Source organism: Streptomyces lucensis JCM 4490 (assembly GCF_014650035.1).
Lineage (GTDB): Bacteria > Actinomycetota > Actinomycetes > Streptomycetales > Streptomycetaceae > Streptomyces > Streptomyces lucensis.
On sequence record NZ_BMUE01000003.1, the window covers coordinates 549,987 to 574,344 of the forward strand.

At 71.8% G+C, this 24,358-nt stretch carries 19 protein-coding genes and 1 pseudogene; 10 read left to right on the forward strand and 10 right to left on the reverse strand.

Features of this window, described 5'->3' with window-relative positions:
- Window positions 1-283: 283 nt before the first annotated feature.
- From IE177_RS10330 to IE177_RS10345, 4 genes are read left to right on the forward strand one after another with little or no spacing between them, the layout of a single operon-like run.
- Window positions 284-1,132, forward strand: coding sequence for a hypothetical protein (locus IE177_RS10330; protein ID WP_190014898.1), 849 nt, complete (start codon window positions 284-286; stop codon window positions 1,130-1,132).
- Window positions 1,129-3,156, forward strand: coding sequence for a serine/threonine-protein kinase (locus IE177_RS10335; RefSeq protein WP_190014899.1), 2,028 nt, complete (start codon window positions 1,129-1,131; stop codon window positions 3,154-3,156). The genes IE177_RS10330 and IE177_RS10335 overlap by 4 nt, the downstream gene beginning before the upstream one ends.
- A complete protein-coding gene (locus IE177_RS10340) occupies window positions 3,150-4,322 on the forward strand; it encodes a PP2C family protein-serine/threonine phosphatase (RefSeq protein WP_190014900.1) in 1,173 nt (390 codons plus the stop codon). Before IE177_RS10335 ends, IE177_RS10340 begins: the two co-directional genes overlap by 7 nt.
- Before the next feature lie 10 nt (window positions 4,323-4,332).
- Window positions 4,333-5,061, forward strand: coding sequence for a hypothetical protein (locus IE177_RS10345; RefSeq protein WP_190014901.1), 729 nt, complete (start codon window positions 4,333-4,335; stop codon window positions 5,059-5,061).
- A 49-nt stretch (window positions 5,062-5,110) separates the two neighbouring features.
- Here the strand turns inward: IE177_RS10345 and IE177_RS10350 are convergent, their stop codons facing one another.
- On the reverse strand, window positions 5,111-5,788 hold the full coding sequence (locus tag IE177_RS10350; RefSeq protein ID WP_190014902.1) for a hypothetical protein: 678 nt from the start codon (window positions 5,786-5,788) through the stop codon (window positions 5,111-5,113).
- 56 nt (window positions 5,789-5,844) lie between these two features.
- Window positions 5,845-6,957 (reverse strand): toll/interleukin-1 receptor domain-containing protein, encoded by a 1,113-nt coding sequence (locus IE177_RS10355; protein WP_190014903.1) that lies wholly within the window; start codon window positions 6,955-6,957, stop codon window positions 5,845-5,847.
- Between the two features lie 393 nt (window positions 6,958-7,350).
- On the opposite strand from IE177_RS10355, the gene IE177_RS10360 reads away from it, so the two are divergent.
- The 5 genes from IE177_RS10360 (at window position 7,351) to IE177_RS10380 (ending at window position 16,233) form a co-directional block, all read left to right on the forward strand.
- Window positions 7,351-8,475, forward strand: coding sequence for an FxsB family cyclophane-forming radical SAM/SPASM peptide maturase (locus IE177_RS10360; protein WP_190014904.1), 1,125 nt, complete (start codon window positions 7,351-7,353; stop codon window positions 8,473-8,475).
- Between the two features lie 309 nt (window positions 8,476-8,784).
- Window positions 8,785-10,026 (forward strand): FxsC protein, encoded by a 1,242-nt coding sequence (gene fsxC / locus IE177_RS10365; protein ID WP_190014905.1) that lies wholly within the window; start codon window positions 8,785-8,787, stop codon window positions 10,024-10,026.
- Window positions 10,023-13,982, forward strand: a complete 3,960-nt coding sequence (fxsT, locus tag IE177_RS10370; RefSeq protein ID WP_190014906.1) for an FxSxx-COOH system tetratricopeptide repeat protein — start codon at window positions 10,023-10,025, stop codon at window positions 13,980-13,982. Before fsxC ends, fxsT begins: the two co-directional genes overlap by 4 nt.
- 58 nt (window positions 13,983-14,040) lie before the next feature.
- Window positions 14,041-14,985, forward strand: coding sequence for a hypothetical protein (locus tag IE177_RS10375; RefSeq protein ID WP_190014907.1), 945 nt, complete (start codon window positions 14,041-14,043; stop codon window positions 14,983-14,985).
- A gap of 30 nt (window positions 14,986-15,015) precedes the next feature.
- The gene (locus IE177_RS10380) at window positions 15,016-16,233 is read left to right on the forward strand and encodes a cation:proton antiporter (RefSeq protein ID WP_190014908.1); all 1,218 of its coding nucleotides are present in this window, start codon (window positions 15,016-15,018) and stop codon (window positions 16,231-16,233) included.
- A 25-nt stretch (window positions 16,234-16,258) separates the two neighbouring features.
- Here IE177_RS10380 and pqqE read toward each other — a convergent pair whose 3' ends face one another.
- The 6 genes from pqqE to IE177_RS10410 form a co-directional block, all read right to left on the reverse strand.
- Window positions 16,259-17,434 (reverse strand): pyrroloquinoline quinone biosynthesis protein PqqE, encoded by a 1,176-nt coding sequence (pqqE, locus tag IE177_RS10385; protein ID WP_190015113.1) that lies wholly within the window; start codon window positions 17,432-17,434, stop codon window positions 16,259-16,261.
- Window positions 17,422-17,643, reverse strand: coding sequence for a pyrroloquinoline quinone biosynthesis peptide chaperone PqqD (pqqD, locus tag IE177_RS10390; RefSeq protein ID WP_229816006.1), 222 nt, complete (start codon window positions 17,641-17,643; stop codon window positions 17,422-17,424). The genes pqqE and pqqD overlap by 13 nt, the downstream gene beginning before the upstream one ends.
- 47 nt (window positions 17,644-17,690) lie before the next feature.
- The gene (gene pqqC, locus IE177_RS10395) at window positions 17,691-18,407 is read right to left on the reverse strand and encodes a pyrroloquinoline-quinone synthase PqqC (protein WP_190014910.1); all 717 of its coding nucleotides are present in this window, start codon (window positions 18,405-18,407) and stop codon (window positions 17,691-17,693) included.
- 109 nt (window positions 18,408-18,516) lie between these two features.
- Window positions 18,517-18,654 (reverse strand): pyrroloquinoline quinone precursor peptide PqqA, encoded by a 138-nt coding sequence (gene pqqA / locus IE177_RS10400; protein ID WP_190014911.1) that lies wholly within the window; start codon window positions 18,652-18,654, stop codon window positions 18,517-18,519.
- Between the two features lie 58 nt (window positions 18,655-18,712).
- On the reverse strand, window positions 18,713-19,858 hold the full coding sequence (locus IE177_RS10405) for a PQQ-dependent sugar dehydrogenase (protein ID WP_190014912.1): 1,146 nt from the start codon (window positions 19,856-19,858) through the stop codon (window positions 18,713-18,715).
- A gap of 204 nt (window positions 19,859-20,062) precedes the next feature.
- Entirely contained in the window at window positions 20,063-21,571 is a 1,509-nt protein-coding gene (locus tag IE177_RS10410; protein ID WP_190014913.1) for a glycosyl hydrolase family 28-related protein, read from the reverse strand.
- Window positions 21,572-21,609: 38 nt separating this feature from the next.
- Here IE177_RS10410 and IE177_RS10415 point away from each other — a divergent pair, with 38 nt between their 5' ends.
- Window positions 21,610-22,311 (forward strand): CDP-alcohol phosphatidyltransferase family protein, encoded by a 702-nt coding sequence (locus tag IE177_RS10415; protein WP_190014914.1) that lies wholly within the window; start codon window positions 21,610-21,612, stop codon window positions 22,309-22,311.
- An 18-nt stretch (window positions 22,312-22,329) separates the two neighbouring features.
- Here IE177_RS10415 and IE177_RS10420 read toward each other — a convergent pair.
- Together IE177_RS10420 and IE177_RS10425 are read right to left on the reverse strand one after the other, a co-directional pair.
- Window positions 22,330-22,749, reverse strand: a pseudogene (locus IE177_RS10420) (FAD synthase family protein); the annotation flags it as partial.
- Window positions 22,746-24,299: a fibronectin type III domain-containing protein gene (locus IE177_RS10425; RefSeq protein WP_190014916.1), complete on the reverse strand. Its 1,554-nt coding sequence runs from the start codon at window positions 24,297-24,299 to the stop codon at window positions 22,746-22,748. The pseudogene IE177_RS10420 and the gene IE177_RS10425, both read right to left, overlap by 4 nt.
- Between the last annotated feature and the right edge of the window lie 59 nt (window positions 24,300-24,358).

Sequence of the window (24,358 nt, forward strand, 5' to 3'; positions counted from 1 at the left end):
GGGGGAAAGGCCGAGGGGGGGACACGGCGGCGGAGGGTCGCCGAAGAGTACGAGGCTTCGTACTGGCCGCCGCACCGACGGCGGTGCTGGAATTGCCGTCACGGGATCAGGGGCCGTGGCACCGGAGTTCACGCAGGGCACGTCGGCTGTGCGTGTTTCGCCGTCGACCGTGACGGCTCGGCTCTGGTCTCTTCGTTTCTCATCTGCGGCGGCTGTTCACGCCGTCATGCCGGCGGGTGCTTTCACGCGCCCTTCGGTGAAAGATCATGCGTGGGGGTTGATCATGCACATCGAATTTCGCGGTCGGCGACTGCGGAGAGCTGTCCTTTCGAGTTCGTTTCTGATCACGGCGTCGGTCTGCACGGCCTGCTCCCCGTCGGGGATTTCGGGCTCCCGGGCAACCGGCATCAGCGACGACTCCTTTCCCGCCGCGACCCGGCCCGGCGCCGTCGTCGTGGTCTGCCTCGACACCTCGGGTTCCTACCCCACCGCCGAACGGGAGTCGGCGCGGAACGCGGTCGCCGCGGCGTTACCGAAGCTCGTCCTGCCCGGCCGGAAGGCCAGCACGGTCTACGTCTACACGATCGGCGTCAACACCTACGGGGAGCCGCCCAAGCTGGAGCTCGACATCCCGGCCCTGCGGGGCAGGCCGGTGGGCGTCGGCGCCGGTTCAGGTCCCCTGCAGCGCAAGCGAGTGGCCGCCGGCGCGCGGGAATTCGCCGAGCGGTGGGGCGAACTGCACAAGCGGGCGCTCTCCTCCGCCCGCGCCCAAGGACAACGGCTGAACGCCCTGAAGGTGTCGAAGTCCGAATCGGGGACGGACCTCGGCGGCTGCCTCAAGAACGCGTCGGAGCAGTTCGCCGACCGGTCCCGGAAAGGCCCCCGCTACCTCGTGATGGCGTCCGATCTGGACCCCGACGGATTGCAGCAGCAGTCCACCGCGCGCATGACCGGAGCGACGGTCTCGGTCGTCGACTTCACGTGTTCGCAGGCCGTCCAGTGCGACGCGCGGAAAAGCCGGTGGACGAAGAAGTTCCGCGAACTCGGCGCCTCCACGGTCTCCATCACCAGGCCCGGATATCCCGAGCACCTTTTCGAGGACGGCTCCGGTTCGACGGGAGCGGGCTCGTGATCGGCATCCCGGTATTCGTTTGGGTCGGCGCCGCCTGTCTCCTGCTGCTGCCGCTGTCCGCCTTCCTGCGCCGGCAGCTGCACGTCATCACCGTCGCGGTGGCCGAGTGGTGCGCCTACTGCTTCGGTCTGGTGACGGCGGAACTGCAGGCCGCCGCCGACAGCACCGGCCGCGCGGTGTCCGCGGCCCGGCACGGCATCTCCAAGGGCGGCTGGCCGGTGTGGCCGCTGATCGCCGCGATCATCGCGGTGAGCGGGGCGTTCCTGTTCGTCAGGTCCGAGTACTACCTGGTCTCGCTGACCGCGAAGGCCATCTTCGCCCCCGACCAGGTCACCGCCGCCCAGGGCGTGATCCACGCCAGCGGCCCGGAGCTGGAGATGGCCAAGTCGGTGGCCTGGGTGTTCGTCGGCGGGACGCTGGTGCTGGGCGGGCTGCCGTTCGTACTGGCCGACCGCAACTCGCACCGGGTCGGCCCGCTCGACCAGCAGCCGCGCAGCGTCAAGCGAGCCGTCACCGGCGCGGTCTACGTACTGTCGGTGGTGGCCGTGGCCGGCTCGGTCGTCCTCGGCTGCTACCGCGCCTACCTGACCACCAGCATCGAGGGCGCGACCGTGATGGACCACGTGGCCGCGTACGCGGCCGGCGGCGCCACCGCCGCCATCACCAGCGTGGGGTCGCTCGCGGTGGGATGGGCGGTGGACTACGCGCTGATGGGCGTGTGGCTGCTGCTCGTGGCGCTGGTGCACGTGATGTTCCGGCTGCTCGTGGTGCCGGCGAGGATGGTGACCGACCTGGCGCACCGCAACGCGGCGGTCATCACGCCGACCACCGTGGAGGCCGTGGCCCGGCTCGGCGGCGCGGGCGCCTCCCGGCGACGGCCGAGGACCGGGGTCCGGGCGGACGGGGGGAAGCCGTCCGGGCAGGCCGAGGACCCACGGGCCGACAGCGTCGGCGACGAGACGGACCCACCGGACATGGTGGTGCCGCCCGGCAGCGTCTTCGCCGGCCGCTGGCAGGTCGTGGGGAAGCTGCCGGACGCCGACACCCCCGGGTTCGCGGCGGCGGTCCTGCTCTGCCGGGACCTGAGCCAGGCGGGGACGGCGGCCTCCTATGTCATCAAGCTGCTGTCGAAGGAGGGCCGCAACATCAAGGGGTGGCGCAGGGAGCTGGAGGCCGCCGAGCAGGTGAGCAGCGAGTGGGCGGTCAAGGTGGTCGACAGCGGCACGACCGGGAAGTGGCTGTGGACGGTCACCCCGCGCTACGTACCCGGTTCGCTCGCGGTCTTCGGACGGGAGGAGGCCAGCAGGCGGCCCCTGGAGTGGTGCCTGATCATGGTCGAGCAACTGCTGTGGGGTCTCGACGCGGTCCACGAGCAGAACATCGCGCATCTGGACATCAAGCCGCAGAACGTCCTGCTGTCCTGGGAGGACGACAAGCAGCGGAACCTGCGACCCGCGCTCGCGGACTTCGGCCTGGCCAAGCAGTTCTCGCAGGCGGATTCCACCCAGACCGGCCGCCCGCGCGGCACTTACTACTACATGTCCTACGAGCAGATGACGGTCACCAGGTTCCGTGACGACCGGTCCCCGCTCTCGGACGTCTACGCCATGGGCAGCCTGCTCTACTGGCTGATCTCCGGCAAACCCGCCCTGGCCCGCGAGGCACACGCCCTCTCCGAGGAACCGGACATGGTGCACATCGCGGAACTGATGCGGCGCAACCACCGCCCGGCACGGCTGGACGAGCTGGTCAAGGGCCTGCCCAAGAACGTCGCGGACCTGGCCGAGCAGTGGCTGTCCTACGATCCGCACCGGCGTCTCGCCCAGCACGAGGAGGCGACGCCGGCCAAGAGCGCACTGTTCATGCTGCACGAGGTGACCCAGGAGCTGCGCGGCAACGATCCGAACGCACTGGCCATGTACGTCGGACCGGACATCGCGCTCGGCGGTCTGCCCCGCGCCGCCGAGGAGAGCCTCAGTGACGACTCGGGCATCGAGACGGAGTCGCAGGAGCCGCCGTGCTGAAGCTCGCGAACCTCCTGGCCATGGCCCTGACCGTCCCCGTTCTCGCGGTGGTGATCCTTGTGTTGAGAGAACTGCGTCTCACCTTCGTCCGTCGGCACCAGCACCAGCACCAGCACCAGGCGCCGGCCGACCGCGGTGCGCCGGAGAAGAAGTCCCAGGAGGCGGAGCCGGGGAAACGCAGCGCCTTCGAGACACCCGGCCATGGGGTCCCGCCACGGCTGCGGGAGCCGTCGCGCACGCTGCCGGCCCTCGGTCCGACGGCGGCCGGCACCGGGGAGCCCCCCGAGGAGAAACGGACTCCCGAGGAGGAACAGCGTCCGTCCGAACCGCTCGTGACGCCCCGCAAGTCGCTCCCCGCGCTGCCGCCCGAGACGCGCACGGAGGCCCGGCCAGCCGGGACGTCACGGGAGCTGGTGCCGCTGCCGGGGACGGTCCCGCAGCGGCAGCGCGAGGACGGCGCCGGCGTGTGGCTGCACACAGGCGCGGCGACCACGGCCGGCCGGCACCGGCGGCGGAACGAGGACTCCCACTTCGCGGACACGGACCTGCTGGTCGTGGCCGACGGCGTCGGCGGCGCCCCGGCGGGCGACGTCGCCTCGAAGCTGGCCGTCGACACGGTCGTCCAGGCCTGGCGGCGTGGCGCGCGGCGGACCCACCATCACCTCCAGGGAGGTTTCCGGGACGCCAACGCGGCCGTCCTGGGGCACGTCAAGGGCAATCCGCAGCTGCGGGGCATGGCCACGACCCTGGACGCGTGCGCCGTGATCGGCGACCGGATCGTGGGGGCGCACGTCGGAGACGGCTACGTCTGGGCGGTGCCTCCCGAGCGGACGTCGGTCCGGCAGATCACCAGGCCCCACGCCGCTCCGCAGGGCCCGCTGCTGAGGATGATCGGCTCGTCCGTACCGGTCCATCCCGACCTGTGGGCGGTCGACGCCCGTCCGGACACCCGGCTGGTGCTCTCCAGCGACGGACTGCCGGCCGACCTGGACGAGCGGGAACTGCACCGCCTGATCCTGTCGACCGCCGACATGGCGCCCGCGGAAACCGCTTCGGTTCTCATGAAGGCCGCCCTCAAAGCGGGAGGAACCGATAATATCACCGTAATTGTTGCTGATGTGGTCCTCAGCGGATCAATCGAACAGCCACTCTTGCTCAGTGAATGATCGGGGGGTCATGCACGTCGCACCACGAGCGACCATCGAGCTGCAGAGCCAGGACGGTCTGCGGTCCTTCCAGCTCGTACCGGAGGAGACCTTCTACCTCACCCGGCAGGTGATCGCCCCGGACGACGAGGAACGGGGGCGCTTCATCTCGCGCGGGCCCAACTGCCCGCAGATCACCTTCCTCGCCGGCCGCTGGATGCTGCTGAACGAGTCCGAGAGCCGACGCGTCAGGGTGGCGCTCCCGCGCGGCGGGTACGAGGAGGTCGGCCAGGGCGGGGCGGTACGCCTGAACCCAGGCCGGACCGTCCTCTACTTCGGTCCCAACGGCGAGATCCAGGTCGCCGTCGTGATCGGGCCGGCGGCCGAACCGGACGAGAAGGCGGAGGCCCGGTCCGGGGAGAAGACCGACCGGGGCCCGGATCCCACCGCCCAGGTGGAGCGCGTACTCGTCCAGCAGTCGTCCAGGACCGTGCTGGTCGCGGTCCTGGCGCCCTGGCTGTCCGGGGACCCCGCCCTGCAGGACCTGAAGGACCGCGCGGTGGCCGCGCAGTGCGCCGGATTCAGCGTGGGATACGTCGACAAGGTGCTCAAGGAGGTCAGGGCGGAGCTGTGGCCGGACACCAGCGCCCGTCCCAGCCGCGCCGAACTAGCCGACTACTTCCTGATCCGCGGTCTGCTGGGCGCCGCCGACGTGCTCGCCCTCCGCCACGTCGCCTGCGGCCACACCCGCGGGCGCTGACGGACGGCGGCACCGGCACGGCGCAAATCGGCGCCGGTGCCGGTGCCGCCTAGGGGGTGCGGGGCACGGTCCCCAGCATGAGTTCCGGATCGCGTACACCCGCCAGGCGGGCGAAGTCCAGCACGTACTTCTGGACGTCGTCCTGCAGCCTGGCCAGTTCCCGGCGGCACTCCGCCGCCTGCGGCCACCTGGACTCGTCCAGGCCGGGGTTCGCGTCCTCGAACTCCCGCAACCGCACGTGCCACTTGGACAGGAAGGGCCGCAACTCCCGGTTCAGCAGGTTCACCGCCAGGTACTCGACCGTGACGCCGTCCCCGTGCCCGGTCGGCCGGGCGGCCTTCAGAATGTCGCGGGTCGTGGCGAACAGTCCGTACAGCGAGGTGAGCACCTCGCGGAGATTCCCGTCGCCGTCGTCGAGACGCTGTGTGGAGGTGCGGGTGACCGACTCGACGAAGAGCTGCCAGGAGACGGCGCGGGTATGGTCGTTGACGACGAACGTCAGCTCGCTCAGCTGCGGCACGGTGATCCGCATCTCGGTCAGCCGGGCCGTCCTGCGGTAGAAGCCGGCTGCCAGATAGCCCAGCGCGCCCACCGCGGCGCCCACGGCCGTGAACGCGTAGACCCCACCGGCGCTCTGCAGTCCGTAGACCCCCGCGCCGGCCGCTCCGCCCACCACGGCCGCGGTGAAGGCGCGGACCGTGCGGCTACCGGGCAAGGTGAAGATCACACAAGGAGTGTAGTCGCGAAGTCCCCTGTCCATCAGGGTCTTTGCCGAGGCGGCGGCTACAGAGGTGAGGGGGAGCCTCGCCGCAGGTAGCCCAGCAGCTGGTCGAGGTCTCCCTGACCGGTGACGGGGTCGATCAGGTACACCGTGGCGGAGCGGGAGCCGGGGAAGTCGGGCAGCGCCTCCTCGCCGAACCGCGGGAAGAGGACCCGCAGGATGCGCTTCTGCCAGGTGCCCGGGTTGCCGTAGACCTGGTCCAGGACGTAACCGCCCTCCCACGTCGCCCCCATGCCCTTCCCGGGCTGCTCCCGCTGCTTCAGCCTGCGCCGGTAGGCGGGGGACGCCACCGTCAGGATGAAGTCGGCGGCCTCCAGGTTGTCGGCCATCCAGCGCAGCCAGATCTGCGGCTCGTGCGCCACGTCCTGATCCAGCACCACGGTGAGGCCCGCGTCCTTCAGCAACTGGGCCAGGGAGCTGACCTCGGCGCTGTGCCGGGCGTCGTCGTGCGCGTACGAGACGAACACGAGGGGCGCGCTCTCCCGCAGGGCGGTGACGGCCGTCTGCGGTGCCTGCTGGACGGCGGCCGTCAGGGACGTACGAACGGACGGCTGCCGTGGTGGCGGAAGCGGCGCGGTCCGCGCGACGCGCTCGGCGGCCGGCAGCGGCGGCAGGGCGGCCGTGAGTCCCTTGCGCACCGCGGCCGCCAGCTCCCGCAGGACGTGCCGGTAGGCGGACGAGTCGGGGCCCTGGTTCCGCACCACCCGGTACAACCCCACCTTGTTGTAGGGGGCCATGACGTCACCCGTGAGCATGGGCGGCCGGGGCCGGCCGCCCGGGAGTTCGTCGATGCGGTGCCACCGGACCAGTACCCGCTCCGGTGGCCTCGCCGGGCGGCGCCGGGCCGGGACGTGGTCCAGCCGGCGCTGGAACAGCTTCCAGTCGTCCAGGCAGCCTTCGTCGAGGTAGTAGTCCGGCGAACACAGCACCACCAGCACACCGGCCTCGGCGACCAGCGAACCACGCTCGTCGGCCGACAGGGTGTGATCGCACTTGCGGGCGTCGACCTTCCTGCCCAGCAGGCGGCTCACCTCCTCGGCCAGGTCGTCGTGGAAGCGCGCGGCGTACGCGGGATTCTCGGCGGCCGCGAAACTCGTGACGAAGCAACTTGCCATGGGCAACCCCCCTTCACTCCCCTTTGTCCACGAGCGCCTCCGTTTACGCCTTCGCGCCCCTGAACGTTGGCCAGTTGACACCTCGTCGCACACGAGAAGGGCTGGTTACGCTGAACGGGGGCCTGCCATCAGCGTGCCGCCGGTCATTCCGGCCCGGCGCCGCGTCCGCCTCCATCGGGACGATCGGGGGCCAGGATGAACAGCGCACGGAACCGCGTTTCGGGGGATGACGCCCCCGTGTTAGACGCACCGTTCCGGGGCGCTCGGATACATACTGACAGTACGTCACCGGACGCCGTGCCGCACCGGTGGCAGGGGCCCACTTTCGAACAGAACTGCCCCCCGACCGGGCATTGGCCCATGCCTCACGTTTCCGTGACGCAGGACGGGCACATGCGGCTTTCGGCGTTCGACCAATTCGTGGTCAAGCTGCACAGCAGATGCAACCTGGCATGCGACTACTGTTATGTCTTCGAATTGCGGGACACCGGATGGCGCAATCGCCCGCGGACCATGCCGGCCGCCGTCCGGGAGAAAACGGTCGCGAGAATGACCGAACACGTACGCCGGCACGGGCTGCGCCGCGTCCGGGTGATCCTGCACGGCGGCGAGCCCCTGCTCGCCGGCACGGCCGTCATCGACGACTTCGCCGCGTCCGTGCGCCGGACCGTCGGGGCGACGGGCGCGCGTGTGGAACTCGCCGTGCAGACCAACGGCACCCTGCTCACGGACGCCGTGCTGGACGTACTGCACCGGCACGACATGTGCGTCGGCGTCAGCCTCGACGGCGACGCGGAGGGACACGACCGCCACCGGGGCAGGCGCGGGACCCGCGGCACGTCACGCGGCAGCCACGCCCAGGTGACCGCGGCCCTCGCCCGGCTGGACTCCCCGCGTCACCGGCGGCTGTTCGGCGGCCTGCTGTGCACCGTCGACCTGGCCAACCCGCCGCGTCAGACCTACGACGCCCTGGTGGCACACCACCCGCCCGCCGTCGACTTCCTGCTTCCGCACGCCACCTGGGACGCGCCCCCCGCGGGCCGGAGCGGCACGCGGGCGCCGTACGGGGACTGGCTGTGCGAGGTGTTCGACCGGTGGGACGCCACCGGCCGGCCGGTGCGGGTACGGCTCTTCGAGTCCGTCATCGACCTGATCCGCAGTGGCGTCGGCGCGGGCGTGGAGACACTCGGCGCCCTGCCCGCCGCGGTGGCGGTGATCGAGACGGACGGGGCCCTGGTGTGGACCGACTCCCTCAACGCCGTGGCCGACGGAGCCTCCCACACCGGTGCGACCATATTCAGCCATTCATTCGACGGTGTTCTGGCATTGCCCGACGCCCCCGAACACGGCATCGGGACACTGTGCCCCACCTGCCGCTCCTGCCCGCTGGTCGACGTCTGCGGCGGTGGACTCCGTGCTCACCGCCACGGCCGCGGACGGGGATTCGCCAATCCGTCGGTGTACTGTCTGGACCTCACTCGGCTCATCCGGCACATCCGGCACCGAACAGCCACATGAACCGAAAAGGAACGCGCGCCCGAAATCGACGGCCGACGGGCACAGATATCCGGACTTTTCAGCCGCTTCAAGGGGACCCGACCGATGACCTGGTTTCAAACCAGCCCCCATGAGGGCAAAACTGCCTATCATAGACCCGAATCGGCGTCGATGCGCAGGTCCGGACCGGGTGACGGGTCCGGCGGCACCGGCGCGGGTCAGTGGGGCGGTGACAGGCCATCGTCGTTCGGGAGGCTGGTCCCTTGGGGGGTTGACGTGGGGCCGTTGTTCTACACCAGCTATGCCAGTGCGACCGGTGACAGAGGTCCGGTGCAGCGGTTCCATGCCGACGTCCAGACCGAGGTCTACAGCATCCTCGGCCGTCATCCCCGCAACGAGGGCTTCCTCCAGCGCGCCGAACCGGCGACCGGCCCCGACCCGTCGGTCCTCGTCTGCCGCACCCTGCTGGTCCTGTACTCGGCGGACTACCTCAACGACCGGCAGTGCGCCCTGGAATGGTCGGTGTTCCGCGAGCGCATGCAGCGCCGGCAGTGGCTGACCGGCGAGCCCGCGGACGCCCTGATCGGCGTGCTGTGGCGGGCGGACTCCCTCGTGCTGCCCCGCGCGGTGGCGGACACCGGCCAGCTGCTGGACGACCTCGGCGAGGGGTACCAGGGGCCCGGCGTGGCCGGCCTGCAAGACGATCCGGGCGGCGACAAGCGGTACCGCGGGCTGGTGCGCCAGGTCGCCGCACGCCTGACGCGGGCCGCCCGAAAACCCCTGCCCGCCATGACGGAGAGCGAGAGCGCCGCCGTGGGACGGTCCTTCGGGCCCCGGCGGGGGCAGCGCGCGGCCCGGCGTGAGCGCTCGCCCGCTCCCCCGCCCCGCCCCGGCGAGCGGCATCTGGTGCTGGCCCTGCTGGCGGGTACCAGAGCGGGGATGGAGCGGCTGCGCACGTCCGTCGGCGCCTACGCCGACTCGCCCGAGGAGTGGCGTCCCTTTCGGCCGTTCAGTGACGAACCCGCGGCCGCCGTAGCCGCCCGGGCCGCCCGGGCGTGCGGCATCGACCGGCTGACCGTCGTCCCCGTCGAGGACAGCGGCCCGGATCCCCTGCGGGAGGCCGGCGCCTCCGCCGTGATCGTGGTGCTGGTCGATCCGTGGATGACCGCGGATCCGTCCTTCTCCGTCCGCTGGGAACGGCTGGCCGGTGCGGCGGCGCGCGTCGCGGCGGTCATCACCGTGCTGCCGCGCCAGGACCAGGAGAGCCGGCGCGACGCGGGCCGGCTGCGGGAGGCGCTGGCCCGCACCCCGGCGCGGCAGCTGGGTGCCTCGCACCACGAGGCGGGCTCGCAGGACTCGCTCACGCACGCCATGGCGGCGGTGGTGGCCGATGCCTTCGCCGACGCCGGAGAGGAGGAACCGTTGCCGGGCAGAGCGGATGAACTGCCGGTGGAGAACACGGCGGAGCGGATCGTGCGCCGGGAGCGCGAGCGGGCCGGCTGGCTCCGCCACCGCGCGCCCTGGCCACCACTGCTCAGCGGAACACCCAGGGAATCGTGGGGCGGGGGATGAGCACGACCGGCCGGCAGGCGAAGATCATCACGTTCTACTCGCACAAGGCGGGCGCGGGTCGCACCATGGCCCTGGCGAACATCGCCTGGATCATGGCCAACCAGGGGAAGTCGGTCCTCACCATCGACTGGGACCTGGACGAGCCCGGGCTGCACCTGTACTACTCCAAGTACCTCCCGAACCGGGACCTGAGCACGAGCGACGGCATCCTGGACATGTTCTCCTCGTTCGCCGCCACGGCGACCAGCCAGGAGCGGCACGCGGAGCACCTGCGCGGACTGCACCCCCTGCACACCGACTTCAAGCGCTACGACGTCGACGTCCACTTCCAGTTCCCCAACGGCGGCCACCTGTACTACCTCGGCCCCGGACGCCGGGACGGGCGGTACCGCCACCGGCTGCGCGACTTCGACTGGGACCGGTTCCAGAACACCCCCGACGGCGTGGAGTTCCTCGCGGCCCTGCGGGCGCGGATGCGCGAGAGCGAGTACGACTACATCCTGATCGACAGCCGGACCGGCCCCGCCGAGGACGCCGGCATCTGCACCCTCGCCCTCCCGGACACCGTCGTCATCGGGCTCAGCCTGAACCGGCCGTCCGTCGACGGGGCCCTCGCCATGGCGAAGGCCGTCAAGAGCCACACGGCGAGGCCGATCGAGCTGCACGTCGTGCCCCTGCGCGTCGACACGACCACCGATCCGACGCGGGTCGAGCGCGCCCTGGCCGACGCGCGCGCGGTGCTCGACCCGTACCTGGGTATCACCGGGGAGGAGGCCCTCGACGCCTACTGGAACGGGGTGCTGATCCCGTATCAGCCGCGGTTCTCCTTCGGCGAGGAACTCGCCGTCATGATCGAGAACCCGCGTCAGCCGCACACCCTGCTGCACGCCTGCGTGAAGGCGGCCCACCGCATCACCGACGGCGCCGTGGACTCCTTCGACCCGGCCCCCAAGGAGCTGCGGGAGGAGTACGCCAGCTGGACCGGCCACGCGGACCGGGACCTCACCCCGCTGACCGTGACCGTCCTCCACGCCCCCGACGACCAGCTGTGGGCGGAGTGGCTCGGCGAACAGCTCACCGCCGCGGGCATCACCGTGCGGCCGGCGCACGCGGAACCGGCACCGGCACCGGACGGTTTCACGGACGCCGCCAACACCGACAACGGCGGAATCGACCTCGGTCCGGAGTCCGACCACGTCGTCGCCCTGCTCTCCCGGCGCCTCGAAGGAACCGCGGCGGGACTGACGATCGCCGGCCTCTCGGTCGGGGCGGACGTCGGGGGTGCGCGGCCGCGCGGGACCGTGGGCCTGCGGGTCAACACAGCCCGTCTCGCACCGCACTTCGACTGGCCGGACGCCGTCAACCTCTCGGGACTGGACGAACGGGCCGCCCACCGGGCCGTGCTCTCCCAGTTCCCCCTCAAGACGGGCACCGCCCCGTTCAGTCCGGCGGACCGGACGCGTTTCCCCGGGCGGACGCCCGAGCTGCTGTCCCTGCCCATGCGCAACGCCCACTTCGTCGGACGCTCGCGCCAGCTGGCCGCACTGCGGCAGGGGTTCGTCTTCTCCACGGCCGACCACACGGCCCCGCACGTGCTGTGGGGCATGAAGGGCGCGGGCAAGCGCCAGGTGGCCCTGGAGTACGCGCACCGCTACGCCTCCCAGTACGACCTCGTGTGGTGGATCCCCGCGAGCAGTGCGGACGGCATCCGGGCGGCGCTGCGCGAGCTGGCCCAGGCGCTCAACGACGCCCGGGGCGGCGCGCGCAGCGGCGACGACCTGTCCGCCCTGCTGACGGACCTGCGGACCGGCCGGTACTGCTCCCGTTGGCTGCTCGTCTTCGACGGGGCGGAGAACAGCGAGGCGATCGACGAGTTCATTCCGTCCACCGGACCGGGGCACGTCCTCATCACCTCCCTCGAGCCCGTGTGGCCGGCCCAGTACCGGACCCGGCAGGTGGACTCGTTCACCCTGGAGGAGAGTCTGCGCCTGCTCCGCAACGGGCTCCCCGGGGCCGAGACCGCCGCCCTCGAACGACTGGCGCGGCGGCTCGGCAACCACCCGCTGATGCTCAACGCGGCGGTCGCCGAGCTGAGTTCGTATCCTTCCCGCACGGACGACTACATCGCCCTCATCGACCGGCGGGAGTCCGACGCGCCGGACGACGTCGTCCTGCCGCAGTACCGGACCCTGGGCACGGTCTACCGGGGCATCTACGACGGACTGCGCCGCAGTCAGCCCGCCGCGGCGCGGCTGCTGGAGCTGTGTTCCTTCCTGTCCTCGGACGGCGTGGGCCTGCAGGTCATCGAGTCCGCGGGCATGATCGAGCGGCTCATTCCGCATGACGGGAACCTGCGGGACGCACTGCGGCTGCGCACGGTGGTCAACCAGCTCTCCCTCGCGAAGCTCGCGGTGGTGGACCAGAAGACGCAGCGGCTGAAGGTGCACCGCATCCTGCAGGACCTCGTGCAGGGGTGGATGACCGCCGGCGAGCGGGCCGGGACCCGGGCGGAGGTGCTGGCCGTACTGGCCGCCATGGTGCCCTCGGACCTGCGGCGGCACGAGCCGCAGTACCAGTCCGTCTTCGCCGAGCTCGACCGGCACATGGAACCCTCCGGCGCGCTGGAGAGCTCCGACCCCCAGGTGCACCGCTGGCTGGTCAGCCAGGTCTACCACCGGCGGACGTCCGGGCTGTGGACCGAGGCACACACGCTGGGCGAGCGCATCCTGGACCGCTGGCGGGCGGACGGGGCCATGGGCGAGGCCGACACCATGGTGCTGCGGCTGGAGTCGGAGGTGGCGGCGGCCTACCGGGCCCTCGGCCGCTACCAGTGCGCCCTGAAACTGTCCCAGCACTCGGTCCAGATCCAGCGCGACCGGGCCGCGGGCGACGTCTACACCCTTCTTGCGGCCCGCGGATACGCGGCGGACCTGCGCGCCACCGGCCGCTTCACGCAGGCCTTCGACGAGGACTCCCGGACCCATGCCGGCCTGGTCGCCGCGATCGGCAAGGAGCACAACGCGACGCTCGACGCGTCCATCAACCTGGCGCTGTCCAAGTTCTACATGGAGACGGTGCAGGCAGCCGTCGGCCTGGACCGCGACACCTACGCCATCCGCAGGCGGCAGTACGGCGACGGCGACTTCCGCCCCTGGATCAGCTACGCCAATCTCGGTACGTACTTCCGGGAGACGGGCGAGCTGAACGACTCCGAGCGGTACCTGACCCGGAGCTGCGAGCGCTTCCTCACGCTCACCGGCAAGGACTCCCACCGCTACCTGAACGCGCTGGCCAGCCTGGGCATGACCATGGTGCGCAAGGGTGACACCGACGAGGGCCTGAAACGGCTGCAGGACGCGCGCGCGGGATTCAGCCGCCAGTGGGGGGAGCGCCACCCGAGCACCATGTCCTGCGACCTGTCCGTCGCGATCGGCCTGCACGCCTCGGGCCGTTCCGAGGACGCGCTGCAGGGCATGCCTGACCTGCACGAGCGCTACGTGGAGGTGTTCGGCACCGGCCATCCCTTCACCAGTATCTGCCTCAACAACATGGCCGTGTACCTACTGGCGTCGGAGGACCCGGAGGCGGCACTCTCCCAGGCACGCAAGGCGGTGTACCAGCTCGAGAAGGTGTTCGGGCCGACGCACCGCTACACGCTCGTCGCACGGTTGAACCAGAGCAACTGCCAGTACGTGTTGGGAAGGGACACCAGCACCGAGGACATCGGGATCCACGAGGACTGCCAGGAGCAGGCGGCATGGGGGGAGCGGCATCCGGTGACACTGATCGCGCTGGCCAACCGGCTGGCAACCGGTTCGGGGGACCAGAGCGGGCTGCGGGCGGACCTGAAGCGCTTCGTCGCCGACCGCTTCCCGGACGGCCATCCGCTCGCCATCGCCCTGCCGGCCGAGCCGTATCAGAGGGTCGGCGCGGATCTCGAGGTGCAGGATGTCTGAGCCCTTGCCCGTCACCGATCACACCGTTCCTCGATTCCCGGACGGGGAGACACCCCAGATGGCCTCACTCGCCGACCAGCTGCGCCGGATACTCGGATCCGACGGCCTCGCGCATCTGGTGCTCTACGACGGTGACACCGCCAAGGTCGTCCTCGACGCCGCCGCGACCACCACCGGCACCGACGACGCGGAATCCGCGTCACATGAACGGACCGGACGACAGCTCCATTACATCCTCGAGGAACTCGAACCGGATTTCGCCGCGCTGCGCACCGGCGCGCTCATCCGCACCGTACTGCGCGTCCCGACGGGCGCCGTGTTCTACTACCTCGTCGAGCCCGGATTCCATCTGTACGGGGCGACCGGAGCGGTGGACCGCCTCGACGAACTGGACGCGCGCATGGCCGAATGCGTCAACGGCCTGAGAATGCCGGCGCGTTTCAGCCCGCTCAACTACGGGTCCTGGTTCAACGAGGAGCCGTGGGTGGGGCAGCCCGTCGCCGCGCCCCCGCAGCCCCCTCAGCCGGATCCGGAGCCCTCCGGGCGCGCCTCGGCGCCCGTCGGCGGCCATCTGGCCGAGAGGCGGCCGGAGGACGCCGACGCGCCGCTCGACGCGGCCGACGCGCTGCGTTCGGCGCTCGATGTCGGGGGCCTGCACTACATCGCCTACCACGAGTCGTCCACGAGGGCCTGGGTCTACGACATCTTCGACCACCCGGGGCTGGGCAGCTTCTTCCGCGGGCAGACCCCGGACCGCCGACGCGAGCGCTACCGTCTGATGGGGCAGCTGCTGCCCGGTGTCACCCAGCGCATGAACCTGTCCCTGCGGGCGATCATGCGGGGCGAACTGCTGCAGGTGGTCCTCGACGTGGAGCAGGGCGCGGTGTACTTCCACGCCCTGCCCGGCCGGCGTTACCTCGTGGGGGTGACGCTCGACCAGTCCCGGGTCACGGAGGCGGACCGGCGGGTCGCCCGGCTCGCGGCCGGGCTGGCCGGGGACTGACGGCCGGCCGCGGCCCGGAGGGATGTGTCCATGGAACCCCGCAAGGGCCGCGCGGGAGGTGCTCGCAGCGTCGTGCGGGCGCTGCTGTTCCCCCTCCTGCTGCCCCTGTCCATCGCCGGTGCCGGCTGTCTGGCCGGCCAGTGGCTGACCCTCGACGTCCGGGCGCACGGCGGGGTGTACGGCTGGCTCAGCGCGGGTCTGCTGGCGATCGGGCTGTACGGCAGCGCGCGCGGGATCAGCCGTCCCCAGACACGCGGTGACGTCTACCGGATCGTCGTGGCGGTCACCTTCGGCGTGGTGGTCAAGGCCGCGTTCATCGCGGCGGCGCTGTGGCTGGTCTTCCGCGACCGCCCCCAGTACCTGGTCCTCGCGGTCGCCATGGCGCAGATCGACCCGTTGTCGGTGTCCGCGATGCTGGAGAACCGGGACATGTCCGAGCGCGCGAAGTCCCTGCTGGCGGCATGGGCCTCGTTCGACGACCCAGTGACGACCGTCCTCGTGGTGATCCTGGGGTCGATGGTCCTGGAGGACGGCTCGGGCGTCGCGTCCGGCGCCGGGGACTACGCGACGACGCTCCTCGGCAATCTCGTCCTGCTGGCGGTGGCGGCGGCGGTGTGGACAGTGCTGCGCGACGGCCCGCCCACCGGCCGTGACGGGTTGCGGTCCCGGCCGGCGTTCCGCCGCCTGCTGCCGTTCCTCCGGTACGCCGCTCTGCTGGCCCTCCTCGTCACGGCCGTCTGGCAGTTCCTCATGCTCGGGCTCGCGCTGGCGGCGCTGTTCTTCCGGCCGGAGCTCGGTGTGTGGCTCGGGCGGGCGACCAACGCCGCGCTGGTCGTGGCGACGTTCCTGCTGGGCATGCTGCTGGCCGGGGGCGCCGATCTCGCCGTGGGGGCGGTGCTGGGGGTGGCCACCTTCCTGGCGCAGACGCTGGTGGCCGCCGTGGTCGGCCTGGGGTTCTCGCGCCGCGACCGGGCGTCGCTGTGCCTGAGCCAGCAGAACGGCATCACGGCGATCATCCTGGCCCTGCTCCTGGAGCCCAGGCTGCCGGAGGCCGTCGCGATCATCGCGCCGGCGATCCTCGTGGTGAACGTCCTGCACCTGTCGTCCACGGGCCTGCTGGCCCGCGCCCGCCGGGGCGGCCCGCCGGGGCCGGCCGAGGACGGCGGGCCGCGGCCGGCCCCGGTCGCCGGCACCTCTCTCGCCCGCTCCGCCGGGACGGGCGGCGCGTCGCCGGACGGGCGCGGATGATCCCGCGCCCCCGGACGGCCCGGGCTCAGGTTCCGCCGTTCCGGCTCCGTGCCGCGGCGAGGGCGTGCACAGCCGCCGGCGCCGCCCCGGGGCGGCGGTGGAGGTAGGGGGGTGGCTCGGGCCTGCCGCCGTCGGCCAGGTCGCGGACGAGGTGGTGGTCGGGGGACAGCGCGCAGGCCGGGTCGGTGCGCGCGGCGTCGCCGGTGAGGGCGAACGCCTGGCAGCGGCAGCCGCCGAAGTCCTCCTCGCGGCGTGGGCATTCCCGGCAGGGCCCCGTCATCCACTCCGTGCCGCGGTAGCGGCCGAAGGCCGGGGAGTGCTCCCAGATCCAGGCCAGCGAACGGTCGCGGACGTTGGGCGGGCACAGGTCCGGCAGGGAGGCGGCGGCCGGGCAGGGCAGGACGGTCCCGTCGGGGGCGACGGTGAGCGAGACCGCTCCCCACCCGCCCATGCAGGGCTTGGCGACGCCGTCGAAATAGTCGGGCACGACCCACACCAGGTCGACACGGCCGGCGAGTTGCCGCCGCCGGCGTTCGACGGTCCTCCTCGCGCGGTCGAGCTGCTCGCGTGAGGGCAGCAACGCGTCGCGGTTGAGCAGTCCCCAGCCGTAGAACTGTGTGTTGGCCAGCTCGATGCGGTCCACGCCCCACGCCTCCCCCAGCTCGACGAGGGCGTCCACGGCGTCGAGGTTGTCGCGGTGCAGTACGACGTTGAGGCCGAGCGGGAGCCCGGCGGCGCGCACGAGGCGTGCGGCCCGCTCCTTCTCGGCGAAGGAGGACGGGCGCCCGGCGATGCGGTCGTTGGCGCGGGGTTCGGCGTGCTGGACGGAGAGCTGGACGCTGCGCAGCCCGGCAGCGGTGAGCGCGGCCAGGCGTTCCTCGTCCAGTCCGGTGCCGCTGGTGACCAGCTGGGTGTAGATCCCGGCGCTCTCGGCGGCGGCGACGATCTCCTCCAGGTCGGCACGCAGCAGCGGCTCGCCGCCGGACAGGTGCGTGTGCACGACCCCCAGTTCCCCGGCCTGGCGCAGCACGTCCGCCCATTGGCCGGTGCTCAGTTCGGCCGACCGGCGGGCCAGTTCGAGCGGGTTCGAGCAGTACGGGCAGTGCAGGGGGCAGGCGTGGGTGAGTTCGGCGAGCAGCGCCCAGGGGCGGGCGGGGCCGGTGGGGGGAGCGGAGACCGCGGGGCCGGTCACGTGAGCCAGCCCTCCTGGCGCAGGCTGTCGAGGAAGGCGGGGACGGTGGCGGCCACCGGCGCGCCCGGGAAGCGCCCGGCCAGCTCGCCGACGATCCCGGGCACCGTCCGGGTGCCGTCGCACAGGCCGACGACCATGCCGGCGTGCCCCTTGAGGACGACCACGCGTTCCGGCATGACCAGCAGGTCGGTGCCGCGTACGGCGTCGTGCCGCAGCATCAGTGCCGGGGCGAGGGAGGGGCACCAGGGGTGGTCGGCCCCGGGCGTCACGTCCGCTCCCCGGCGTGCTCCACGGCGTCGAGCAGACTCCACAGCACGTCGCACTTGAAGGAGAGCGCGGCCACGGCCCGGTCCTGGTCCTCGCGCGTGCGGGCCCACCGCAGGACGAGGTCCAGCGCCTCCGTGCTGTCGCGCCGGCCCTGGTCCACGCGGGTGCGGAAGTACGCCAGCCCGTCCGGCGCGATCCACGGGTAGTGGCGCTCGAACGCCTCGATGCGCACCCGCATCAGATCGGGGGCGGTCAGCTCGGTGAGCGAGGCGGCGACGGCCTCCAGCGGTGAGCGCAGGCGGCAGAAGTTGACGTAGCCCTCCACCGCGAGCCGCACGCCCGGCAGCACGGTCCGAGCCGACAGCAGGGTCCCGCGGTCCAGGCCGGCCGCCTCGCCGAGCCGCAGCCAGCGCTCGATGCCGCCCTCGCCCTCGTGGCGCCCGTCGTGGTCCTCGATCCGCCGCAGCCACGTGCGCCGCAGTCGCGGCGTGTCCAGCTTGGCTGTGATCAGCGCGTCCTTGACGGGGATGTGCCGCTGGTAGTGGAAGCGGTTGGTGATCCAGCGGCGCACCTCGTCCGGGGTGAGAGTCCCCTGGTGCATACGGAGGTTGAAGGGATGGCGGTCGTGGTAGCGGCGCTCGCCCACCGCGCGCAGGCGGGCTTCGAACTCGGCGGGGCCGGCGGGGTCGGCCGGCGGGGCAAGTGTCGTGGTCACGGCTCGGTCGCCACTTCCGTTCGGGTGCGGGTGGGGGCGGGCGCGGGACCCGGAGCGCCGGGGCCCGCGCGGTGCCGCCAGGCCTCTCTTTCGGATCCGAAAGAAAGCCCTAGCGGGCGGTGACGTAGTAGGCGGTGACCTCGAGCGCGGTGTCGACGACCACGTACCCGGGGGTCTGCCAGACGGTCCGGTCGGGTTCCTCCCCGGCGGTCGCGGGCTGCTCGATGTGCTCGCCGGCCTCGGTCATGATGCGTACCTTCCTTTCGTTGATTCCGGGTTCGCCCCTCCGTGGCCCGGAGGGGGGCTCACTTGATGGTCACGGTGAGGATGAGGTCCCTGCCGGGACCGCGGTCGCTGGTGCCCAGCCAGAGCCGGTCGGTGCCGGGAACCCTGGCCAGTGCCCGCAGCCGGCCGTAGGTGCCGTCGAAGTAGGACGTCGCCTCCCCGATGTCCTGGCCGGTGGAGTCGATCGGCAGCCGCCACAGCCGGTGGCCGCTCAGCGTCGAGGCGTAGACGACGTCGCGGACGACGGCGATCTGGGCGGGGACGCCTCCGTCGTCCGGGTTCCAGACGAATTTCGGGTTGGTCGTTCCCGGCTTCCCGCAGACTCCCTCACAGGCCGGCCAGCCGTAATTTCCGCCGGGCTTGACGAGATTGAGTTCGTCCCAGGTGGTCAGGCCGATCTCGGTCTCCCACAGCCGGCCGCGGCGGTCCCAGGCCAGGCCCTGGGGATTGCGGTGACCGTAACTGTAGACGCGGTTGCCGAACGGGTTCCCGGGAGCGGCGGCCCCGCTCCTGGTGATCCGCAGGATCTTGCCGTTCAGTGACTTCCTGTCCTGGGCCAGTTTCGACCGCCGGGCGTCGCCCGTGGTGACGTAGAGGTATCCGTCGGGGCCGAAGGCGATCTTGCCGCCGTTGAGCTGCGTGTCCCTGACGATCCCGGTCAGGACGGGGGTGTAGCCGCTCAGCGAGGTGCCGTCGAAGCGCATCTTGACCACGCGGTTGTCGCCGGCGGTGGTCTCCATGAAGAAGACGTCCTTGTCCGTCGTCCCGTTCCAGGTGGGGGACGCGGCGACGCCCAGCAGACCGCCCTTGTCCTGCGTCGCCTGGTGCCACACCGCGTTCGGCACCGTCCCGACCCGCTTCTTGGTCCCGTTCAGGCCGACCTTCCAGACGACGGCGGTGCCGCGTTCGGTGACCAGCGCCGCCTTGCCACCGGGGAGGAACCCGATGCCCCAGGGGGTCGTCAGCCTGTCCGTGAGGGTCCGGGCGGCTGACGGCGTGCCGCCCGCGAAGGGCGCTCCGGCGCCGAGTGCGCGGGGGGCGTTCCGGGGCGCCGAGGCCGCGGCGGGCGGCTGGAGGACGCCGGCGGCCAGTACGGCGCCGGCGGCGGTGAGCGCGGCCAGGCCCGGACGGATCCGGTGCAGCGCCGAACGCGCCAAGCGAGACATGGTGATGCCTTTCCTTCGTGGGCCGCGACCGCGCGCATCCGGACGGGAATGACGCGGCCGACTGCGATTCGGGAGTGATGCTCGTCGCTGCGCTGCATTGCACGGGGAGCGGCGGGATCCGGAGCGCGGCCGTGAATTCTTCCCGGAGTATTCGGCCGCCTCGGCATCATTGCACCGGAATGCCTTCATCCTGCTGAATGACCGTTACCTCTCCCGGGTGATGGTCTCCTTCACGGGCGAATCGTCCTGGCCGGGACACGGGGGCTGGACCGGGGTGGGGGGCTCGGCGGTGGCACGGGCATCGGCCGGCGCGGGGGCGCTCGCCGGGGGCGGGGTCACGCACGGGGGTGGGGCGGCGGGGGAATCCGGCCTGGAGGAGTCGCTCGTGTTCCGCGTGTCGATGCAGTCGACGAACCTGACGAAGCCGGCCGGCCGGACGCCGTCGGCGATCAGGAAGTCGCGCGCCGTGTGGCTGCGCAGCAGGCACATGTCGTAGCGGGCGACGGACGGGAGGGTGCCACGCGAGGAGGGCGACCGGTAGGTGTGGTGGCCCACCAGCTGGCAGGAGTCGTAGCGGATCAGCGGCCCCCTGGGCCCCACCGTGTAGCGGTGCGGGCGGACGTCGGCGGAGAAGTCCTTGTGGGCGAAGCCGGTGTCGTCGCAGTCGCTGAAGTGGACCGTACCGCCGTTCCATGTGCAGTCGATGACCACCACGTCGGGGTCGCGCACCTCGAAGCGGATGTCCTGGGCGTGGAAGCGCTGCACCGAGTCGTGATGCTGGGGTACGGGAAAGCGGAAGAACGTGCTGGTGGTGCCGTACTCCGGGGTGCTCCGCGGGCGGCGGCCGGTGATGATGTACGAGCCGCCCCGGCAGGTGATCGATCCTCCGTAGGGGAACTCCAGGAAGTTGCCCCACTCGTACTCGACCTTCATGTCGGTGAACCAGTAGTTGAGGAACTGGTCCTGGTCGTTCGGCTCGGTCTGCCCGCCGCCCGTCATCCCCGAGTAGAGGAACGCCCGCCGGTAGCTCCCGCCCACCCGGCATGCCTCCCACCGCATCTCCGAGTTGGTGTCCGTGCCGTCCAGGGCGAGGCCGTACTCCCACTCCCCCATCCACTCGCACTCCGAGAACCGGTAGTCCTGCGCTTGTCCGGTCGAGTACGAGCGGAAGAAGGAGGCGCCCGGCGTGGCCGAGCGGAACTGCATGCGTTCGAAGGAGATGTTGGACCAGGCGTCCTGGTTGCGGCACAGGTACGAGTCCGGTCCGGTCTCCGGGCGGAAGACGAGGCTCGTCATGCGTTTGCCCGTGCCGCAGAAGCGCAGCCCGCTCGCGGGGCGCGGCGGGGCGGTGCCGTTCAGCAGGGCGTGCGGCCGGGTGATGAGGTAGTCGCCGGCGGGGATCTCGACCACCACGCGGCCGACCCCCGAGGAGACGTGGGCCGCGGCGAACGAGTAGGCGGCCTCGAAGGCTTCGGTGTCGTCGGTCCGCCCGTCCCCCCTCGCCCCGAGGTCGCGCACGTTCAGCATCCCCGTGTGCGGGTCCGGTGGACGCGCGGCCCCTGCGCGCCGGTCCGGTGGACGCGCGCGTTCGGGGCGGGTGCCGACGGCGGACGCGCCGGAGGCGGACAGGGCCGTCGCGGCGAGCACGGTCGCCCCGCCACGCAGAAGACTCCGGCGTCCGACACGGGAGATTCCGTCACCCCATCCTGTCATAATGCCTTCTTTCAACCCTTTGTCCGAGAAGGAGGAAAATGACCGAGTTCTCCACCACCCTCAGGCAGTTGGCGGCGGCGCAGAAACCCGCGAAGGGGGTGTCGGCCTACACCCTGTTCGTGAACCGCCCGGCCGGCCGCGTACTGGCCGCGGTGGCCTACCGGATCGGGGCGACACCCAACCAACTGACCGTGCTGGGAGCGCTGTTCACCCTCCCGGCACTGGCCACCGTGGCTCTGGTGCCGCCCGGCCGGCTGATGGCGGTCTGTGTGTGCGCTGCCCTGGCCGTGGGGTTCGCCCTGGACTCGGCGGACGGTCAGCTCGCGCGCGGTCAGCGCTCGGGCAGCCCGTCCGGCGAATGGCTCGACCACGTGCTGGACTGCGTCAAGCTCGCCACCCTGCACCTGGTGGTGCTGGTGGCGTTCTACCGGTTCTTCGCACTGCCCAGCCCCGTCTTCCTGCTGGCGCCGATGGTCTTCGAGGTCGCGGCCGTGGTGATCTTCTTCGCCGGGATCCTGACGGAGAAGCTGCGGCGGCGGACGACGGCCGCAGCGCCGGCGGGATCGGCCCCGGCGCTGCGGTCCGTGGTCCTCCTGCCGGTGGACTACGGCGTGATCTGTCTCAGCTTCCTATTTCTGGGAAGCCAGCAGCTGTTCCTCGTCCTCTACTGCGCGCTGCTGCTGGCCCACGTGCTGTTCATGGCCGCCTTCCTGGTCAAGTGGTTCCGCGAGCTGCGCTGAGCGGGCCCGCGGCGGCTCGGGCCGCGCGAGCAGTTCCAGGGCGCCACGCAGGAGCGTGCTGGAAGTGTGCCTGGTGTAGGGGAAGTAGACGACCTCGACGCCGACCCGCGCGAAACGGCGTTCGAGCGCCAGCCACTTGGGCGTGCCGCGCCAGTCGTCACCCTTGAAGATGACGTCGAAGCCGACCTGCCGCCACGTCTCCAGCTTGTCCTCCGCCGACTCGACGACGGCCTCGTCGACGCAGCGGAGGCCGCGGACGATCTCCAGGCGCTCCTCGAGCGGGACGACGGGCCGCCTGCCCTTGAGGCGCACGGTCAGTTCGTCGGAGGTGACGCCGGCGACGAGTCGGTCACAGCGCCGGCGCGCCTCACGCAGGATGTTCAGGTGCCCGACGTGGAACAGGTCGTAGACGCCGGGAGCGTATCCGGTGCGGGTCACGTCCGCGCACCACCCTTCTGCCGGACCGCCTTCGCGGGTACGGCGACGGTCACCGGGGCGGACCTAGGCGAGGTGTTCGTCCCGTCCGTCACCTCGATCGTGTAGACGTGGCGCGTACCGGCGCGCACGACGTCGGTGTAGCTCATCCGCGGGCGGTTCCAGGGGGTGGACGCCGCCTTCTGCCGCGAGACCAGCCGCCCGTCGCGGTAGAGACGGTACGTCAGCGACGCGTCGTCCCGGTCCCAGGCGGCCCGCCAGCGCAGGACGACCTTCCCGCGGCCCGCGGCGGAGGGCAGGAGGGCGGGGGCCTTCGGCGCTCCGGTGTCGGGACCGCCGGCGAAGCGGGTCAGACCCTGTTGCGGCTTGCCGTTGACCTTCGTGAACTCGCCGCCCACCCAGAGCACTCCGCGCGCGACGGTGAGCGCGCGGGGCCCGATCTGCTCGCCGGCCCCCTCGTCGGTGTCGGGGAACCAGTGCAGGATGGTGCGGTTGCCCGGCGACTGGGCCAGCAGGTGCTGCCGGTCGCCGCCGCGCTGCTCCGGGAACCCGCCGGGTGTCCTGCCGCAGTCGTGTGCGTGCGAGGCGCTGTAGAGGACGCCCTCGTAGGGCAGGACCGCCTGGGTGGCGCCGAGGCAGGTGTCCTTCCACGCCATGGTGTCGTCTTCGAGGCGGCCCGCGACACGGCCGTCGAAGACGCCCCGGCCGTGGCCTTCGGCGCCGACGTAGAAGCGGGTGCCGTCGTGCGCGATCGACTTCACCACCGAACGGGGCGGCAGCCAGCCCGGGTAGGAGTGCGCGGTCGCGCCGGTGGTGGAGCTGAGCGCGACGAGCGCGTGGGCCCGGTGGCCGTTGACCGACTCGAAGTCGCCTCCGGCGTACACCTTCGCACGGGAGGGCACCGCCGACAGGGCGCGCACGGGCGCGTCGAGGTCCGCCCGGAAGGGCAGCAGTGAGCCGTCGGGGGCGAAGGCGGCGATCCGCTTCCTGGCGCGGCCGCCGGCCCTGGTGAAGTCGCCTCCCAGGTACACCGCCCGGTCCGTGGCGTCGATCGCCCGGACGGTGGCGGTCACCGACGGCCGGAAGGCCTTGCGCACGGTGCAGTCGGCCGTGTTCAGTGCGGCGGCGTTGGCCACCCTGACGGCTCCGGCACGACTGAAGGAGCCGCCCACGTACAGGATCTTGCCGTCGCGGGAGGCGTGGAGCGCGCGTACGGTTCCGGCGCCGCCGGTGAAGGACGGGGCGCAGGGCAGCAGGGCGCCGGTCACGGCGTCGAACGCGGCGAAGTTGCGGCGCGGGACGCTCCGTTCACCGGGTGCGGCGCCCGGCGGCCGTACCGAGCCGAAGGTGCCGGCGACGTAGACGACGCCGTTCGCGGGGGCGAGTGCCCAGACGATGCCGTCCGTCTGCCACGTGGCCCTCGGGTCGGCCGTGAAGGACGTCCCGGGCGCCGTGCCGGCGGCCGTGGCGAGGGAGGCGTTGAGCAGGGCGGCGGAGCTAAGGACGGCGGCGACAGCCGTGGCCGCCGCCTTCGTTGGCGTTCTCAGGCGCAAGGGACACCCCGGTTGGCAGTGGTGTGGGGCGGCGCGCGGGAATGGCGCGGGGCTTTCAG

Coding starts and splice junctions, on each gene's coding strand:
- IE177_RS10330 (WP_190014898.1), top strand. CDS start 284: ATGCACATCGAATTTCGCGGTCGGCGACTGCGGAGAGCTGTCCTTTCG.
- IE177_RS10345 (WP_190014901.1), top strand. CDS start 4,333: ATGCACGTCGCACCACGAGCGACCATCGAGCTGCAGAGCCAGGACGGT.
- IE177_RS10355 (WP_190014903.1), bottom strand. CDS start 6,957: ATGGCAAGTTGCTTCGTCACGAGTTTCGCGGCCGCCGAGAATCCCGCG.
- IE177_RS10360 (WP_190014904.1), top strand. CDS start 7,351: ATGCGGCTTTCGGCGTTCGACCAATTCGTGGTCAAGCTGCACAGCAGA.
- fxsT (WP_190014906.1), top strand. CDS start 10,023: ATGAGCACGACCGGCCGGCAGGCGAAGATCATCACGTTCTACTCGCAC.
- IE177_RS10375 (WP_190014907.1), top strand. CDS start 14,041: ATGGCCTCACTCGCCGACCAGCTGCGCCGGATACTCGGATCCGACGGC.
- IE177_RS10380 (WP_190014908.1), top strand. CDS start 15,016: ATGGAACCCCGCAAGGGCCGCGCGGGAGGTGCTCGCAGCGTCGTGCGG.
- pqqD (WP_229816006.1), bottom strand. CDS start 17,643: ATGCTGCGGCACGACGCCGTACGCGGCACCGACCTGCTGGTCATGCCG.
- pqqA (WP_190014911.1), bottom strand. CDS start 18,654: ATGACCGAGGCCGGCGAGCACATCGAGCAGCCCGCGACCGCCGGGGAG.
- IE177_RS10405 (WP_190014912.1), bottom strand. CDS start 19,858: ATGTCTCGCTTGGCGCGTTCGGCGCTGCACCGGATCCGTCCGGGCCTG.
- IE177_RS10410 (WP_190014913.1), bottom strand. CDS start 21,571: ATGACAGGATGGGGTGACGGAATCTCCCGTGTCGGACGCCGGAGTCTT.
- IE177_RS10415 (WP_190014914.1), top strand. CDS start 21,610: ATGACCGAGTTCTCCACCACCCTCAGGCAGTTGGCGGCGGCGCAGAAA.